Annotated in this window: 9 protein-coding genes; 7 read left to right on the top strand and 2 right to left on the bottom strand. The window is 63.4% G+C overall.

The features are described from left to right. Positions 1-171: 171 nt before the first annotated feature. The 4 genes from ACWF4Z_RS13510 to ACWF4Z_RS13495 all read left to right on the top strand — a co-directional run bounded on the left by ACWF4Z_RS13510 (position 172) and on the right by ACWF4Z_RS13495 (position 5,727). The gene (locus ACWF4Z_RS13510; protein WP_452243299.1) at positions 172-1,164 is read left to right on the top strand and encodes an AraC family transcriptional regulator; all 993 of its coding nucleotides are present in this window, start codon (positions 172-174) and stop codon (positions 1,162-1,164) included. A gap of 317 nt (positions 1,165-1,481) precedes the next feature. Then, complete coding sequence (locus ACWF4Z_RS13505; protein WP_452243298.1) at positions 1,482-2,216, top strand: hypothetical protein; 735 nt, start codon at positions 1,482-1,484, stop codon at positions 2,214-2,216. Between the two features lie 196 nt (positions 2,217-2,412). Next, positions 2,413-2,997: an anti-sigma factor gene (locus tag ACWF4Z_RS13500; protein WP_452243297.1), complete on the top strand. Its 585-nt coding sequence runs from the start codon at positions 2,413-2,415 to the stop codon at positions 2,995-2,997. A gap of 174 nt (positions 2,998-3,171) precedes the next feature. Next, positions 3,172-5,727: an ATP-binding protein gene (locus tag ACWF4Z_RS13495; protein WP_452243296.1), complete on the top strand. Its 2,556-nt coding sequence runs from the start codon at positions 3,172-3,174 to the stop codon at positions 5,725-5,727. A gap of 12 nt (positions 5,728-5,739) precedes the next feature. Here the strand turns inward: ACWF4Z_RS13495 and ACWF4Z_RS13490 are convergent, their stop codons facing one another. Then, entirely contained in the window at positions 5,740-8,301 is a 2,562-nt protein-coding gene (locus ACWF4Z_RS13490; protein WP_452243295.1) for an ATP-binding protein, read from the bottom strand. Positions 8,302-8,387: 86 nt separating this feature from the next. Here ACWF4Z_RS13490 and ACWF4Z_RS13485 point away from each other — a divergent pair, with 86 nt between their 5' ends. Next, entirely contained in the window at positions 8,388-9,851 is a 1,464-nt protein-coding gene (locus ACWF4Z_RS13485; RefSeq protein WP_452243294.1) for a pyridoxal phosphate-dependent decarboxylase family protein, read from the top strand. A gap of 153 nt (positions 9,852-10,004) precedes the next feature. Here the strand turns inward: ACWF4Z_RS13485 and ACWF4Z_RS13480 are convergent, their stop codons facing one another. Continuing rightward, the gene (locus ACWF4Z_RS13480) at positions 10,005-10,955 is read right to left on the bottom strand and encodes a DMT family transporter (RefSeq protein ID WP_452243293.1); all 951 of its coding nucleotides are present in this window, start codon (positions 10,953-10,955) and stop codon (positions 10,005-10,007) included. Positions 10,956-11,426: 471 nt separating this feature from the next. On the opposite strand from ACWF4Z_RS13480, the gene ACWF4Z_RS13475 reads away from it, so the two are divergent. Then, positions 11,427-12,032, top strand: a complete 606-nt coding sequence (locus ACWF4Z_RS13475; RefSeq protein ID WP_452243292.1) for an RNA polymerase sigma factor — start codon at positions 11,427-11,429, stop codon at positions 12,030-12,032. A gap of 432 nt (positions 12,033-12,464) precedes the next feature. After that, a complete protein-coding gene (locus tag ACWF4Z_RS13470) occupies positions 12,465-14,228 on the top strand; it encodes a Calx-beta domain-containing protein (RefSeq protein WP_452243291.1) in 1,764 nt (587 codons plus the stop codon). Positions 14,229-15,048 lie beyond the last annotated feature (820 nt).

The following is a 15,048-nucleotide window of genomic DNA, read 5'->3' as shown; positions in this document are numbered from 1 at the left end:
GGCTCGGATGAATTTCGACAATGTGTCCCTCCGGACGGTCTCGTCCGCACCTGTCCTGGTGCAGAACCTACGGCGAGGCTATGGCGGCACGGCGGGAGGGAGCCATGACGAAAACACCGCGATTCCTTGCAGATCGTCTGTCAGAAACCGGAGGATTCAATGGTTGACGTCTTGAGCGATGTGCTGGCCGTGACCGGCCTGGGCGGTGGCGTCGCCGGTCGACTGGTCGCGGGCGCACCGTGGGGACTGCGCTTTGACGGGTCTGAAGGCGCAAGCTTTCACATCGTGCTTCGCGGGAGCTGCTGGCTGAGGCTCGACGATGGCTCCGCACCCATTCGCCTGACAGAAGGCGATGTGACGCTCCTGCCGCACAGTGGGCCGTACTCCGTCGGAAACGAGCCCGATAGCTCGACGATTCCGTTTGGGGGTGTCCCACCTCGCGAAGGCGGCGCCGTCATCGTCGGTGGGCCTGGCGAGGAGACGGTCTTTCTTTGCGGGGTCTACGAATTCGGTGCCGGTCTGAGCCATCCGGTGCTGTCCGGCCTGCCTCGACTCGTGCACTTGCCGGCAGCGCACGGCACCGGTCGTGAAGCGCTCGATGCGGTTGTGCGGCTGCTTGCTGCCGAAGTTGACGGTTCAGGTCCCGGCGCACAAGACGTTAAAGGGCGACTCGTTGATGTGTTGTTCGTCTATATCCTGCGATCGTGGCAGCAGCAGCGAGGGAACGACGCTGCTGGGTGGTTCGGGGCGCTTCTCGATCCTGAGCTCGGCAAAGCGCTGAGGTTGATGCACTACGCGCCCGACCGACGCTGGACCGTGGCTCAACTCGCGAGCGAGGCGGGTATGTCTCGGTCGGCGTTTGCGCGTCGATTCGCGGTACTGACCGGGGAGCCGCCGATGGCGTACCTCGGCCGCTGGCGGATGATAGCGGCAGCAGTGCTGCTACGGGATGGCGCGGATCCGATATCGGTCGTCGCCGACCGAGTCGGGTACGACTCTGAGTTCGCCTTTGCCCGAACCTTCCGCCGTTTTCATGGCCAACCGCCGGGCCGCTACCGCATCAATGCTCGAGCCGTCTTGGCCCCTGCTGAAAAGCCGTCCACGGCCGATCCAGCTGTGGCGCAGGCGATCCGCCCGCCGCTGATGAGTCGTATCTCCTTGTGATCCGCCACTTCATAGTAGGGACGAAGACCATGTCAGAGAGATCAGTTTCAAGGCGCCGAGTCTTAGGTGTTGCGGGCGGGCTCGGCCTGGGGTTGACTGGAATCGGTCCGGCTGGTGACGCAACGGCCAACGCCGACCTCGCGACGACGGACTACGAGATTACAGTCGACGGAACGCCGTGCCGTCTGACCCTGCTGTTCAGAATGAATTCTGGCCAGTATGCGGACATTTCAGGCGGAGTCGCTGCGAGATTCAGGGTCAATGATTCATCTACGGACGATGCGGCTCTGGTCTTCAGGACGCCTGATGATGGATGGATGAACTTCCTGCGAATCTACGACAAGGCGACCGCGTCCTTCCAAGTCTTCACCAGTGATCGTACATTCAATGGCTGGCCTGGTGGCTATTACTATCAATACGCCAGAATAAATGATGGTGCCTATCGTCGGACCGGGCCGTTCCGGTGGCAGGCGACGGCGCGACTCGGTCATGAATGGTCGTTGTCCACTTTGAACACGCCCGATGCCTTCGGGTTGTTCTGGCGAACGACCTACGGGGACGGTTGGCCGTCCGCGATCATCCGGCCCGTGGCGGCGCACAGCTTCGAAAGCGGGAATCTGCTGATGCGATGGTCTCGGCGTGAAATAGGTGGACAATCGGTCACCACCGTCGGGAACGAGCGGTGGAACGGCGTGCACATGGCTCCTGATGGCTTCGGGCCTAACGACTCCAGGGTCTACCACATGGAATCGCCGTTTCTGTGGATGCGGCCGGTCGTTGACACCGCCTTCAGTAAAATTGAGGTCATGACGGGTCTCACGCGAGTGAACGCGATCAGTGGTGACGGGGTCGACTACTACGTGTTCTGGCGTACGGGCATGTCAAGAATCGTTGACCTGAATACGAACAAGGTCGAAGCGCTCCGAATTACTACGAGCTCTTATCTCCGTGCCGTGTATTTTGGCCCGGGGTACGGGCACCCGGTCGAGGTGGTCAATCCGGATCCTCGACTGGTCGACAGCTGGATCGACCCGTACGCCAGTAGTTGGTGATCAAGCGTGAGGTCGGAGCGGTCGGGCAGGTGAAGCGTTCGTTCGGACCCGGAGTTGGCTGAGAGTTCTGTGACCAGCCGATCCGTTCGGGCAAGCAATACCGTAGTAATTGTGTCTCACTTGTGAGCCGTACGGCCTATGTAACAGGCGTGAGCGACCTGGGCAAGGACTATACCGAGAAGGCAGGACGAGACCGATGGCTGAAGATCATGAACTAGCGGCCGTTGACGACCTGTTGCGGAAAGATGTCGTGTGGGCCGAGCCGCCGGGCGATCTGGAGGAGCGTATTCGCTTCGAGTTGTTCGGCGGCGCGGGTACGTCGGCGCCGATCGAGCCGCACAAACGTCGTCGCCGGCCGATCCTTCTCGCAGCAGCCGGCTTGGTGGTGGCAGCAACAGCTACCGGGGTCGTCGCTGCGGTTGCGATCAGTGGAGGATCAGGCCGCGAGCTGACGTTGGCCGGTACGGCGCTTGCTCCGCAGGCTCAGGCTCGGGTCCACATCCACGACACGTCCTCTGGAGTGGAGATCAAGCTCGATGTGAGAGGACTCCCGCCGGCCGGCGATGGGCAGTACTACGAAGCGTGGGTGAAGGGGAGCAGAGGAAGCGTCGCGATCGGTACGTTCCACCTTCGCAAGGGGGTTGATCCGGTGATTCTCTGGTCCGGCGTCGGGCTGTCGGAGTACTCGATGATCACCGTGACCGTGCAGAAGGAGGGCGGCGGGCCGGCCTCGTCAGGACAGGTCGTTCTCGCCGGCGAAGTCCCGGTGGCACAGAGATAGCTCCATCCAGCCGCATGCGCAGAGTGAACTGTCGGGGACTGTTGTGAGCCGACCGTCGGCTTGGCCGAATTGCCGAGAAAGCAGTCAGCGGTTGTTGCGCTGGGCATCTGGATCGGTTGAACGAGACCGGCGCGGCAATTCCGGTACAACCGCGAGGTCCATATAGTGAGCGGGGTGGGCGACATCGATGCCAACCTTCTGTACGAGCGCGAGGACCAGCTCCAGCGCCTGCAGGCTGCGGTAGCTGAAGCCACCGATGGCAACGGTTCGGTCGTGCTCGTCACTGGCGAGGCCGGGATCGGAAAGTCGAGCCTGGTCCGCGCCTTTGTCGAGGGGGTGACCGCACCGAACAGGGTGTACTTGGGGCGCTGTGACGATCTGTTCGCACCCGCGGCCCGTGGCGCACTGCGGGATGCTCTGGCCGGTAGCGGAACCAAACTCGAGCAGGTGCTGACCGGCGGTTCCGCGGGCGATGTCCTGGCGGAGTTGATGTCCGAGCTTGATCGGTCAGTGGTGACGGTTCTGATCTTGGAGGACGTGCATTGGGCAGATGACGCCACTCTCGACGTACTGCGCTATCTGGTGCGTCGGCTGGGGTCGATGCGGGCGGTGCTGGTATTGACCTACCGGGACGAGGTGGTCACCGGGAGACATCCACTGCGGCGCCTCCTCTACGCAACGGCCGTCGCGCGGGTGCACCGAGTCGCGCTCCAGCCCTTGTCCGTCGACGCGATCCGGGACCTCGCACAAGGATCAGAATGGTCACCTTCGGACCTGATGGAGCTCACCGATGGGAACCCGTTCTTTGTCATCGAGGCTCTGGCCGAGCGCGACCGCGTTCCGGCGACGGTTGTCGATGCCGTGCTGGCGAGGATGCATGGCCTCAGCCCTGCCGGGGCCGCCGCGGTCGAGCAACTCTCGGTCCTCCCGGCGAAGGTCGCCGTCTCTTTCGCCGAGACTCTGATTCCGGATCATGAGGCGCTGAGCGAGGCAGAGCAGCAGGGGATTATCACGGTCGACGGCACCGAACTGGGCTTCCGCCACGAGATCACCAGACGCGCGGTCGAGCGGAGCATTCCTGGATCCCGCCGGACGAGGCTCAACCGCATAGTCATGGAGCAATTGCTCCGGGCTGCCTCACCCCAGCTGTCCCAGGTGGTGCATCACGCGGTCAACGCCGGCGATGTCGATGCGATGCTGCGCTATGGCCCCAAACTGGCCCGGCTCGCGACGAACATTGGTTCCCATCGAGAGGCGCTGACGACTTTGCGGGCCGTTCTGCCTTATGCGGGCCGGCTGGAGCCCGGCGAGCGCGCCGACCTGTACGACGAGTGTGCTTGGGAGCTTCTGATTGCCAACCGCCTGTCGGACGCGGTCGAGCTGGGGCAGGAGGCTGTCAATTGCCGTGTCCAGGCGAGCGATCCCGAGCGACTCGGAGAGGTGTTGCTGCGACAGGCAAGGCGTCTGTCCGTGGTCGGCGATCTCCGTGGTGCCGCGGCCGCAGTCGAACGGGCAGCTGCAGTCACCCAGTCGCTCGAATCCGAGAAGATGAAGGTCGCCGTCGAGGTTCATCGCGGGATGCTGGGGGCATTCGATGGACGATTCGCGGAAGCGATCGCGATCCTTGCTCCCGCTATCGAGGCGGCAGAGCGCACCGAGCAGCAGCGGTGGGTGACACTGGCGTTGTGCGCAACTGGATTGGCGCGATGCCTCGCCGGCGACGCCGCCGGAGTAGTGGAGATCGAGCAAGGCATCGAGGTCGCGAGTTCGGCGGGCGACCATGAGTTCGCTGTGCGATCACAACTCAGTCTTGCGAGCGTTCTCTACCTCCAGTTGAGCTGGGGCCGTCTGCGGGAGTGTCTACTGTCAGCAAGCGATGCTGCCACTGAGCACGGCTACTGGTCCCTCGCTTACTACATCGAGATCGATCGGGCCAGGCTCGACCTTCGCCAGGGGAAGTGGGACTCAGCAGAGCAGCGAGTACGACGTCTCCTCGAGTCGTTCGATGATCCGCAACTCCTCAGCACCTCGTGCTATCCGGTACTCGGCCGGCTGCTTGCGCGACGGGGATCCATGGAAGCTGAGCCGTTGCTTGCAGCGGCCTGGGAACGAATGACCCTCGTTCCTGCCGTCACGACCTTTGCGGACGTCTGCACGGCGTACGCGGAGTGGGCGTGGTTGGCGGGCCGGCAGGACGTCCTTGTCGAGATTCGGGACAAGGTCGTGGCGACAAACCTCGGCGACGGCCCGGCTTTCTCCGAATTCCACCGCTACCTGGGGCGTGCAGGACTCGAACCGCATCAAGGCGATTGGCGTACGTCCGCAGCGCAGTGGGAAGGGCTCGGCGATCCATATGAGCAGGCCCTGGAGCTGGCCGAGTCGGGCGAGCGGGAACCGATGCTCGTTGCTCTGAGCATCCTGGAGTCGTTGGATGCCCGCGCACCGGCGAGTCTGGTCCGCAGGCGACTGCGGGGACTGGGGATTCGTGGCGTGCCAATCCGGAGTACCTTCAAAGCGGGCAGCACGGTCGGTCTGACGACGCGACAGTTGGAGGTGCTCGGGCTTGTCACCGAAGGCTTGACCAACGCGGAGGTGGCAGACCGGCTGGTCCTCTCGGTTCGTACCGTCGATCACCACGTTGCGGCGATCCTGACCAAGCTGGGGATCAGTAGCCGCCGCGAGGCCATAGCTGCGGCAAGGGCGCTCGGTATCGTTGTCGATGGCAATTGAGTGCTGGTTGGATCAGCGATTTTCTCCGAGCTTGAGATCCCTTGCGACTTGGGCGGCAGCCCGCCTGTTGCTCACCTGGAGTTTGCGCAGTATTGCCGCGACATGATGTTCGACAGTTCGGGCGGACAGGCCAAGCCGTGCGGCGATTTCGTTGTTCGTGCCACCGTCGGCAAGCGCTGCGAGAACAGCAAGCTGTCTGTCCGTCAGGCCACTGCCGTCACCGCCGGTCTTCGGCCGAGCAGCACTCACCTCGAACTCTCTCGATTGACGGCGCAGCTTTTGGCCGGCAGCGACGGCTCCCAGCTGGCTGAGGATCCGCAGGGCGTTACGACGATTCATCGGGTCGTTGGATTCGGCCAACGCCAGGGCGCGTTCGTACGGATCGCCAAGTTGTAGCCAGAACTCGGCGGCCGCCACGTGGCTACCGGCGTCGCCGAGAGTGAAGCCGTCAGATGGCAGGGTGCCGTCAGGTGGTGGTAGCGGTGCTCCTGCGCGGGCGAGGTAGCGCCTGAGCTCACTGAGCAATGGCGCGTTGGCTGCAGGATGACTGAGGAAGACGCCCCGGATAGCCGGCGCAATGTCTGCCCGGTCGTTGAGCCAAGCCCACTCGGCATACCCGGCGCCGGCATCGGCGAGTGCAACAGCTGCTCCTCGGCTCATCGCGCGTTGCCAGACGCTTTCAAGAATCTTCTCAGCGCCGGGATCACCGCGGCGGGCAAGTAGACGGCCTAGCGCAGTGCGGCTGTAGGCGTGCGGCTGCGTTGAGTCGTCGGTGGAGTCGAGGAGCTGACGAATACGTCCTTCGGCCGCGTCCCAGTGGCCGCGGCGGAGCTCCAGCTGAGCTCGGTACGCGTCGATGAGGACGGCGGACGCCCAATACCCGTGTCTGGTGGTGAACTCGGTTCCGCGTTCGAGCCATTGTGGCAAGTCGTCCCAGCAATGGAACCGGAACCATGTCTCGGCCAGATTGCTGTAGGCGCGTCCCGTCGACTCGTGTTCGTCCTCGTCGATCGCCAGTTCGACGCTTTCGCGTATGTCTGTCAGGCCGCGCGGATCGGCCTGCATGACCCTGGCGATGCCGCGGAAGCACAGACTGAGGACCACGATGTCGGACCGGGCGGCAACTTTGGCCGCTCTACCAGCAGACTCGAGCACGGCCAGTGCGTCGCTCGTCGCGCCCCTTGTCATCTTGATGATGCCGTCCATGGATTGCGCCTCTGCTGCGGGCGACAGCAGAGATGCTTCCTGCGCCAACTGGACAGTCCGCTCGAGGACATCCTCGGCGGCGGTGAGGTCGTCGAACATGATCAGCTGACGGGCCCGGCGTAGCAGGGTCTTGGTCAGCCGGTCCGCATCGCCGAGAGCCTCTCTGAGAGCGAGCGCTCGGCGGGAGGCCTGCATTGCGTCCAGGAAGCGGCCTGCGATGTGCAGCTCCCATGCATAGTCGTCGACGATATCGGCCTGCTGTGTCGGCGACAGACGCTCGATGTGCGGTAGGACTGCCTCCAGGGCAGTCACCGCCTGGTGATGGGCACCGGCATTGGTCGCCTCGGCCGCTGCCAACGGAGCGAAGCGAAGCAATGTCTCGGTATCGCCGGCTTCCACCGCGTGATGGAGCACCCGGGGGAGTTCGGGTTCGGCGACCTCAAGGAGCAGCCGGACGACATTCTGGTTGAGCCGCCGCCTCTGCAGTTTGGAGGTACTTTGTTCGACCGCCCGTCGGGCGATCTCGTGCCTGAAGGTCACTTTGTCGCCGACCTCGACCAGCAGTCCGCGCCGCTCGACCTCCTCGAGTGCCAGGTCCTGGTCACCGAGCAGGTCGGCGATGAGTTGGCGATCCACCGGCGTCGGGATGACGGCCAGTTGTTCGAGCAGTTCGATGCCGTCACGATCGAGGTCCCGGACTCGGGCCAGGACCATCTCGACGACGCTGCCCGGTAGGGTGCCGGAGCTCTCCAACGCCTCGGTGAGAAAGAACGGGTTGCCCCCGGTCAGTGCGAAGAGCTCATCTGGGTTCCAACTGGTTCCGGAGGCCAAGGACGCCACTGCTGCCGGGGACAGTCTGGCGGGCTTGATTCTCAGTGTCGGCGCAGAGATGAGGGCCCCGAGCAACGGTCGAAGCGGGTGCCGGGTGTCCAGAGCGTCGTCTCGATAGGTGAGCACGAGGAGAATCGCGTACTGGCTGATGCGGCGCGCGAGGTATTGCAGCGCGTCCAATGTGGAGTCATCTGCCCAGTGAACGTCTTCGACTATCAGGACTGCTGAACCAGTTCCCGCGGTCAGTTCCATCAGTGCTGCGAGGGTCCCACCCGGGCCACTGTCGGTGGGTTGCACGTACAGGTCACCTAGCGCCTCTCGGAGGGGCCGAAAGGCCGCCGGCGCGAGCAGATCGTCGCAGGTGCCTCGGAGAACAAGCATTTCGGCACCGAGGCTCTCCACAAGGGCGTCGACGAGAGCCGTCTTGCCGATGCCCGCCTCGCCGCTGATTGTCAGCACTGAGCCGCGGCCATCGGTCGCATCCAGCGCTGCCGCCTGCATTCGATCCATCGAGGCGCCACGTTCGATCAGGTTCATTGACCTTCCCCATCGGTGATCACTAGGTATTTCACCATGCGCTGGATCGAATGAGCATCATCAGATAGGCAATAGGCACCGATGTCGTGCCGGGGGAGCGCGGATACAAAGTTGACATGGAGATCAAGACGGGCGGGCGGCGTGTCCTGGAGCCTACGGGCGATGAGCTCCGTGGCCTGCTCGCCAGCGTCGTCGACTACCTCTGCGTGACAGTCGAATCGTTGCCCGAGGCCCCTGTATCGAGGTCGGATGGAATCGCAGACCTGTTGGCCGATCCAGAAGTGCGGCAGACGCCGCAGGAACAGGGTAGGCCATTGGACGAGCTGTTGCGGGTGATCGATCGGGCGGCATCTAGGGGGTTGAATCCTTCCCACGGCGGCCTGCTCGGGTTCGTCCCGGGTGGCGGCATAGTCGCGGCCGGCATGGCGGATCTCATAGCGGATGTCTTGAATCGCTATACCGGCCAGGCGATGCCGTCTCCGGGGCTGGTTGCGATCGAGACCGATGTTCTGCGCTGGCTGAGTGATCTGTTCGATCTGCCCGACAAGGCGGCCGGCATCTTGACCACGGGTGCCTCGCTTGCGGTGCTGTCGGCCCTGATCACAGCGCGGAACGCGTTACTACCCGCAGACTTCCTCAGTGGGACGATCTACGTAACTGATCAGACCCACGCCCACGTGTCGAAGGCCGCTCGGCTGCTTGGGTTCGGTGGGGATGCCGTGCGCATCGTGGCGGTCGACAACGACCTCCGAATGGACCCGGCCGCCCTGCAGGCTTCGATCGCCGCGGACAGGGCTTCCGGGCGGAAGCCCTTCTTCGTCGTGGCGAGTGCCGGAACTACGAACACTGGCAGAGTCGATCCGCTGTCGGCTGTGGCGGATGTTGCGGCAGACAAGGGCATCTGGCTGCATGTTGACGCGGCGTACGGCGGATTCTTCCAGCTGACGGAGCGGGGACGGAAGGTGTTGGCCGGCATCGAACGGGCGGACTCACTGGCCCTGGATCCCCACAAGGGGATGTTCTTGCCCTTCGGGACGGGCTGCCTGCTGGTGCGGGACGGAGAGCTGCTGCGTAGTGCCCATTCGGCGGGGGATGCGGACTATCTGCAGGATCTCCGGGGCAGCACGCTGCCGGACTTCTCCGACTACGGTCCGGAGCTCACCCGCGACTTCCGGGGTTTGAGGCTCTGGCTACCCCTACAGCTGCACGGAGTCGGGGCGTTCCGCGAGATGCTTGATGAAAAGCTCGACCTCGCACGCTTCGCCCACCAGGAACTCTCGAAGGTTCCGCACCTCGTCCTGTCTGAACAACCCGAGTTGTCGACCTTCTGCTTCCGTCTGGAGGCAGAAGGCAACGACCCCGACAGCGATACGGCTGAACTCCTGCGCAGGGTGAACAGTGAAGGTCGGGTCCACTTGTCCAGCACTCGAATCGATGGCCGATTCGTCATCCGCATGTGCGTGCTGAACTTCCGGACCAGAGTGACCCAGGTGTCCGAAGCACTCGACGCCCTGCGTCGCCACACCGCAGACCTGCGCGGAACTCGGTGAGCTGGAGAACCGGCCAGGCGTGATCGACCGTACTACTACTGCTGGCTCCCCAGTCAGCAGGCGACGTCCCCGTTCTGACACGAGACGGGGACGTCGCCCTAGTTGTGTCGCTCTGTCCTTTGCCGGCGATTCAACCAAGCAGGGCATGCATCGCTAGCCAGTACGTCGACTTGCACAGACGAGGGAGACGAGCCCGAGTCCTAGGAGCCCCATCCCTAGCCACGACAACACCGGCAGGCGTTCTCCAAGTAGGCATACTCCGACCAGAGCCGCCATGGCGGGCTCAGCCAAAGTCAGCGTTGTGGCAACCTGCGGGCTCGTATACCTGAGTCCGCTGCCGAACAGTCGGTAGGCGAGGAAGGTCGTGACGAGTGCCAACTCCAGTGCAACGCTGACGCCACGCCCGGTCGTCAGCCAATGAGAGTCGGTGAATATCAGGACCGGCGACACGATGACTGCCGCGCCCCCGAACGTTGTGGCCATGACTGGGGCGGAGCCGTGGCCGCGACCGATGAAGTGACCTCCGATGAGGGAATAGGTCGCATACGAAAGGCCCGCGAGCGCGGCAAGTCCGAAGCCCGCGCTGCTAGGGGAGTTCCCTGAGGTCGCGCGCCCAAGCACCAGGGCCGCGCAGCCGACGACAGCGACGAAAGTTGCAGCGACCCAGGCAGCCGGAGGGCGTGACCGATGGAAGGCCCAGCCCAGGAGTCCCGCAAATATCGGCGCACTGCCCATGGCAATTACGGTCGGTACGGCCACCCCTCCGCGCGCAACTGATGGATAGAAGCACAAGGGATAGCCGGCGACTCCTAGCGCACCGATGGCGAGGGTAAGTAGGTCGCGGCGACTGCGCGACGACACGAACTCGCGAACCCCGTTCGTCGTGAAAAGCAGTAGGAATCCGCCAAAGGCCATTCCAGCTGCTCCGACGGCCACTGCTGACGAGTCGGCGGGAGCGAGTGAGCCCACCAGACCGTTGGACCCCCAGAGCAAAGCGGCAGTGAGGATCGGTAGAGGTCCTCGGCGAATCGCTGCACGCGATGTAGGTACTCCCCCGCGTAGGACGTTGGTCGGCCTCCGATGGTCCGTGTCGTTCGCAGTCATGTGGGTCCCCGTCAGCAGAAATGTGCAGTTCAGCTGAACCAGTGGACGTCAAACATGGAGCAGCGTTGTCAAGACATCTACGGATGCCGGCAGACTGACGGATCTCTGCGGCAGATCCGCTGCGGCGTAGGGGAGGGGCAGGCTAGGCGTGGACCGGTCGGGATGCGATCGCCGCTCGTCGGGTACGCGGACGTGAACTGGCGGCGGCGATGTCCGCGTAGAAGTCTTGCGGGCTAGGCGTGAGCGACCCGAGAGTGGCGCCGCAGGCGTGCGGGGAATAGGTAGCAGGGCCTACACAGCCCGGATAGGTAATCGCCACCGATGTGGGGCTGCGTATCGACGGTCAGAATTCAACTGACCGTGAGGATCAGGTGTTGGTTGTTCACCATTGTGGATGACCTCCGGGTCCCATCGAATGACGAGTGACGGGGGCCGGCTCGTGCTGCTGGTCGACGTGCGATGAGGTGTGTGATGTCGACGACGCCCATGACGGCGACGCTCGAGCAGCGGTTCAGCCTGGCCGACGAGAGCGTGTTGTCGGAGTTGTACCAGCGCTATTCAGGGCCGATGTTCTCGACGGCCTTGAGCGTGCTTGGCAATCGCGATATGGCCGCCGATGCAGTTCAGCGGGCGTTCGTACAGGCCTGGCGTGCCGCATCAACCTTCGATGCCGATCGTGATCTACGACCGTGGCTCATCGCAATCGTCCGCCGGACGGCGGTCGACGTATACCGCCGGGACCGTCGCAGCTTCGACCAGCTGATCCTCGATCGGCCGCGACAGAACAATCGCGAACTCGTTGCCGAGAACATCGATATGGAACAGCTATGGACACAGTGGCAGGTGCGAGAGGCGCTGGAGCAACTGTCGGAGGATGAGCGTCATGTCCTGCAGCTCGCCTACTACGACGGATACTCCCAAAGCGAGGTCGCCGTGCTGCTCGGGATTCCGATCGGCACGGTGAAGAGTCGTACTGCGCGAGCCCAACGTCGACTCGCGAAACTGCTGTCCCACCTCGGAAGCGGCGAGAAGGCGAGCCGGGTGACCTCCCCTGAAAGGCCCGAGCAATTAGGCTAGGTCGCAGTTCGTCCTGAATTTGATCCGATGGAGCCTTTGCAATCGTAAACATCACAAGGCGGGCGCCGATCCCCTGCAGGCGCCGCCACCTGCTGCCCCGGTCTCCGGAGAGACCGGGGCAGCAGTGTTTGGTAGGCAGATCGCCCTGGCGTGAAGTAATTTGCCTCCGACTGCGCGAACCGCGGCTTGATTCGTCCACGTAGTGGACTTGTGGACACTAAATCTTTCATTAGCCGAAATCTGAGTGGTTGGCGTGTGTGGGTGGCGATGGCAGTCGTTATCGCGGGCCTGGTTGGAGGGTCTGCGACGGCGGGAGCTACGCAATCCAGACCGGCCGGCGCGCCATCGGACACTGCGCTACCCGATGGTGGCGGCGGAAAGATCATCTTCGATCTCGGAGCTGCTACTTCGGCTACACCACGACTTGCCACTGTGACGCCATGGCCATGGGCGGCGGCGACGCTGCCGGTGAATGGCCAGTTGCCGGCCTGGTCGCCTGATGGAGAGACGATCATCTACAACAGGGCAGGCATCCCGCCTCAGGAACTCTTCGCGAGCACCGCATCTGGGGCTGAAGACAAGTACCTGGGTAAGGGATCACACGCTACCTGGGCGCCAGACGCGAAGAAGGTGGCGTACGTCAGTCTCAACCAAGGCCTCTACTTGATGAACCCGGATGGCTCTGGAAAGACTCATGTAGGAGACACGTCCTATGCTTCCTTCCCTTCGTGGTCGCCGGATGGCCGGACACTCGTGTTCAGCCGGTATCTCACGGGTAACCAGCAGGAGAGCGGGATCTACACCGTTCACGCGGACGGCACGGCGGGGGCAAAGCTGACTTGGCAAGTCGGGGACATCGGGCCGGTCTTCTCTCCGGACGGCACCGTGATTGCCTTCATTCGAACGGACTCCGCCGGGAGGTCGATCTACACCATGCGGCCTGACGGCACCGACGTCATCCGTCGCGGCGGACTCTCCACCGGGAGATTCCAAGTGATGTCGTTGTCCTGGTCGCCGGATGGGTCCAAGCTCGCGTTCGATGCCATGTCCCTTCCTAGTGGTGAGAAAAGCGTCTACATGACTGACTTCGATACCGTTTGGAAGCTGCGCGCCAATGCCGCGGCCATGAGAGTGGACTGGCAACGTGCGGAGCGATCGGTCCGGGTGGAGGAAGCCTCGGGTGTCGAGGGGAGCGGCGGATCGAACGCGGTTCAGGTCAAGGTCGGTCTGGACGCGCCGGCGGCCAGGCCGGTGAAAGTTCGATTTCACACCGAAGCTGGGACAGCGCAAGTAGGAACAGATTTCGAGGACACCGCAGGGATCGTCGAAATCCCTGTCGGGGCGACGTCTGGAACCGCTGAGGTCCCTCTCCGAGGAGATGACGCCGCTGAGCCGGCAGAGTCGTTCAGTGTGCACCTGGACGGTGCCATCAACGGAAGGCTGGCGGATCCCGACGCCACTGTGACGATCGAGGACGACGATGGGCCGCCGACGGTCTCGGTCAAAGACCTTACGGTCGCCGAGGACGCGCCGGCGCAGGCGACCGTGGAGCTCAGTAAGCCGACTGCCCACGACGTGACCGTCACTTTGCAGTCTGCCGATTCCACGGCAGTTGCCCCCGGCGACTATCTGCCGATGGACACAACGGTGGTCATTCCTGCCGGGCACCTGACGGCAACCGTCCCGATTGGCATCGTGAAGGACAAAGCTCCTGAAGGGACTGAGACGTTCCGACTCCGGATCAGCGGATCGGCCGGAGCAGACCCGGACGGTCAGGATGCGACGGTCACGATCCTGAACGACGAGCCCGGACGCCTCATCGTTGCAGACGCCACGGCCATCGAGAATCCAGCGAATGCGGGGCCGCCAGGCACCGTTCAGCCAGGATCGTCCTTGCAGTTCTTGGTCAACCTGCGGGAGCCAACCACCCGATCGACCACATTCCGATTCGAAAGTCGAGCGGGAACTGCTCAACCAGGGATCGACTATGCCCCGGTTGATGGAACGCTCACGATTCCGGCCGGTGCGGACAGCGCCGTGATCACCGTCCCCGTGCTGGACGATCTCGAGATCGAGCCGGACGAGTCAGTCCTCCTGCAATTGACTCCAGTCTCGGATTCGATGCTGGCTGATGACGGCTACGGCACGGGAGTCATCTTCGACGACGACTGCCCAGGCGGCGGAACCTGCATCTGATCCTGAGACCAGATGTGACCTCCGGGATCGTTGGGGCTGCGGGCACACGATCCCGGAGGTCACTGTGTCGGACGACCTCGGCCTACCCCAAATGACTGAGCACTCTGTCAGCCTCAACCCACCGCGGGTTGGCCTTCGCTGACGGCGATGTTGCGCACACAGTCGCAGGACGAGATCCTCCTACGACCTATACGGCTCCACCTTGCTGCCCGGTTCAGGGCTGATGCGGAGCCTGCCTAAGCGCTACAGTGGCTGGCCGGGATGGTGCAGCCGCAGGTCCGCCCGATCTGCCTTGTGTATGCCAGGGCTGTGACGGCTGAGCTACAAAAGGCCATAACGTTCGGCTTTCGATGTCGATAGCAGATGGGTCCCCCAAATGACCGTCCGGCGGTGCGGCACGTCGGTAGCGGTCCAACGAAGCCTAGCGTTGGCAGTTGCGATGGGACTTCTGGCCGAGGAGCAGTTACGCGTGACACAAGTGAGGGACTGCACCGGTCTTTGCCAGCGCAGTCCCTCAGTTTGTTACTAGTTTTGCACGAGAGAGAGGGTTACTCAGAACCCTCAAAGAAGGAAACAAATCAAAAAGATAAGAGATTGGAGTGGCTGGGTGCGCTGCTGGGTCGGTGCGCAGGTGCGGCGGGTCGGGATCGTCTACCGGCAGGCGCGTGACTCTTGCTTGGACACGCTCTGGGGTCTGCGGACAAGCAATGACCTGTCCGCGGACCCGGCAAGGTGTCCGCGCCCGCCGCGTGTCACCCGTTCGGGGCTCGGGGGTCCCTTCTTTCTTGGCTCTTCTTGAGGGCTTCTAAATAACCCTCAG

This window comes from Kribbella sp. NPDC055071 (assembly GCF_053608045.1).
This window is presented reverse-complemented; position numbering and strand designations above follow the sequence as displayed.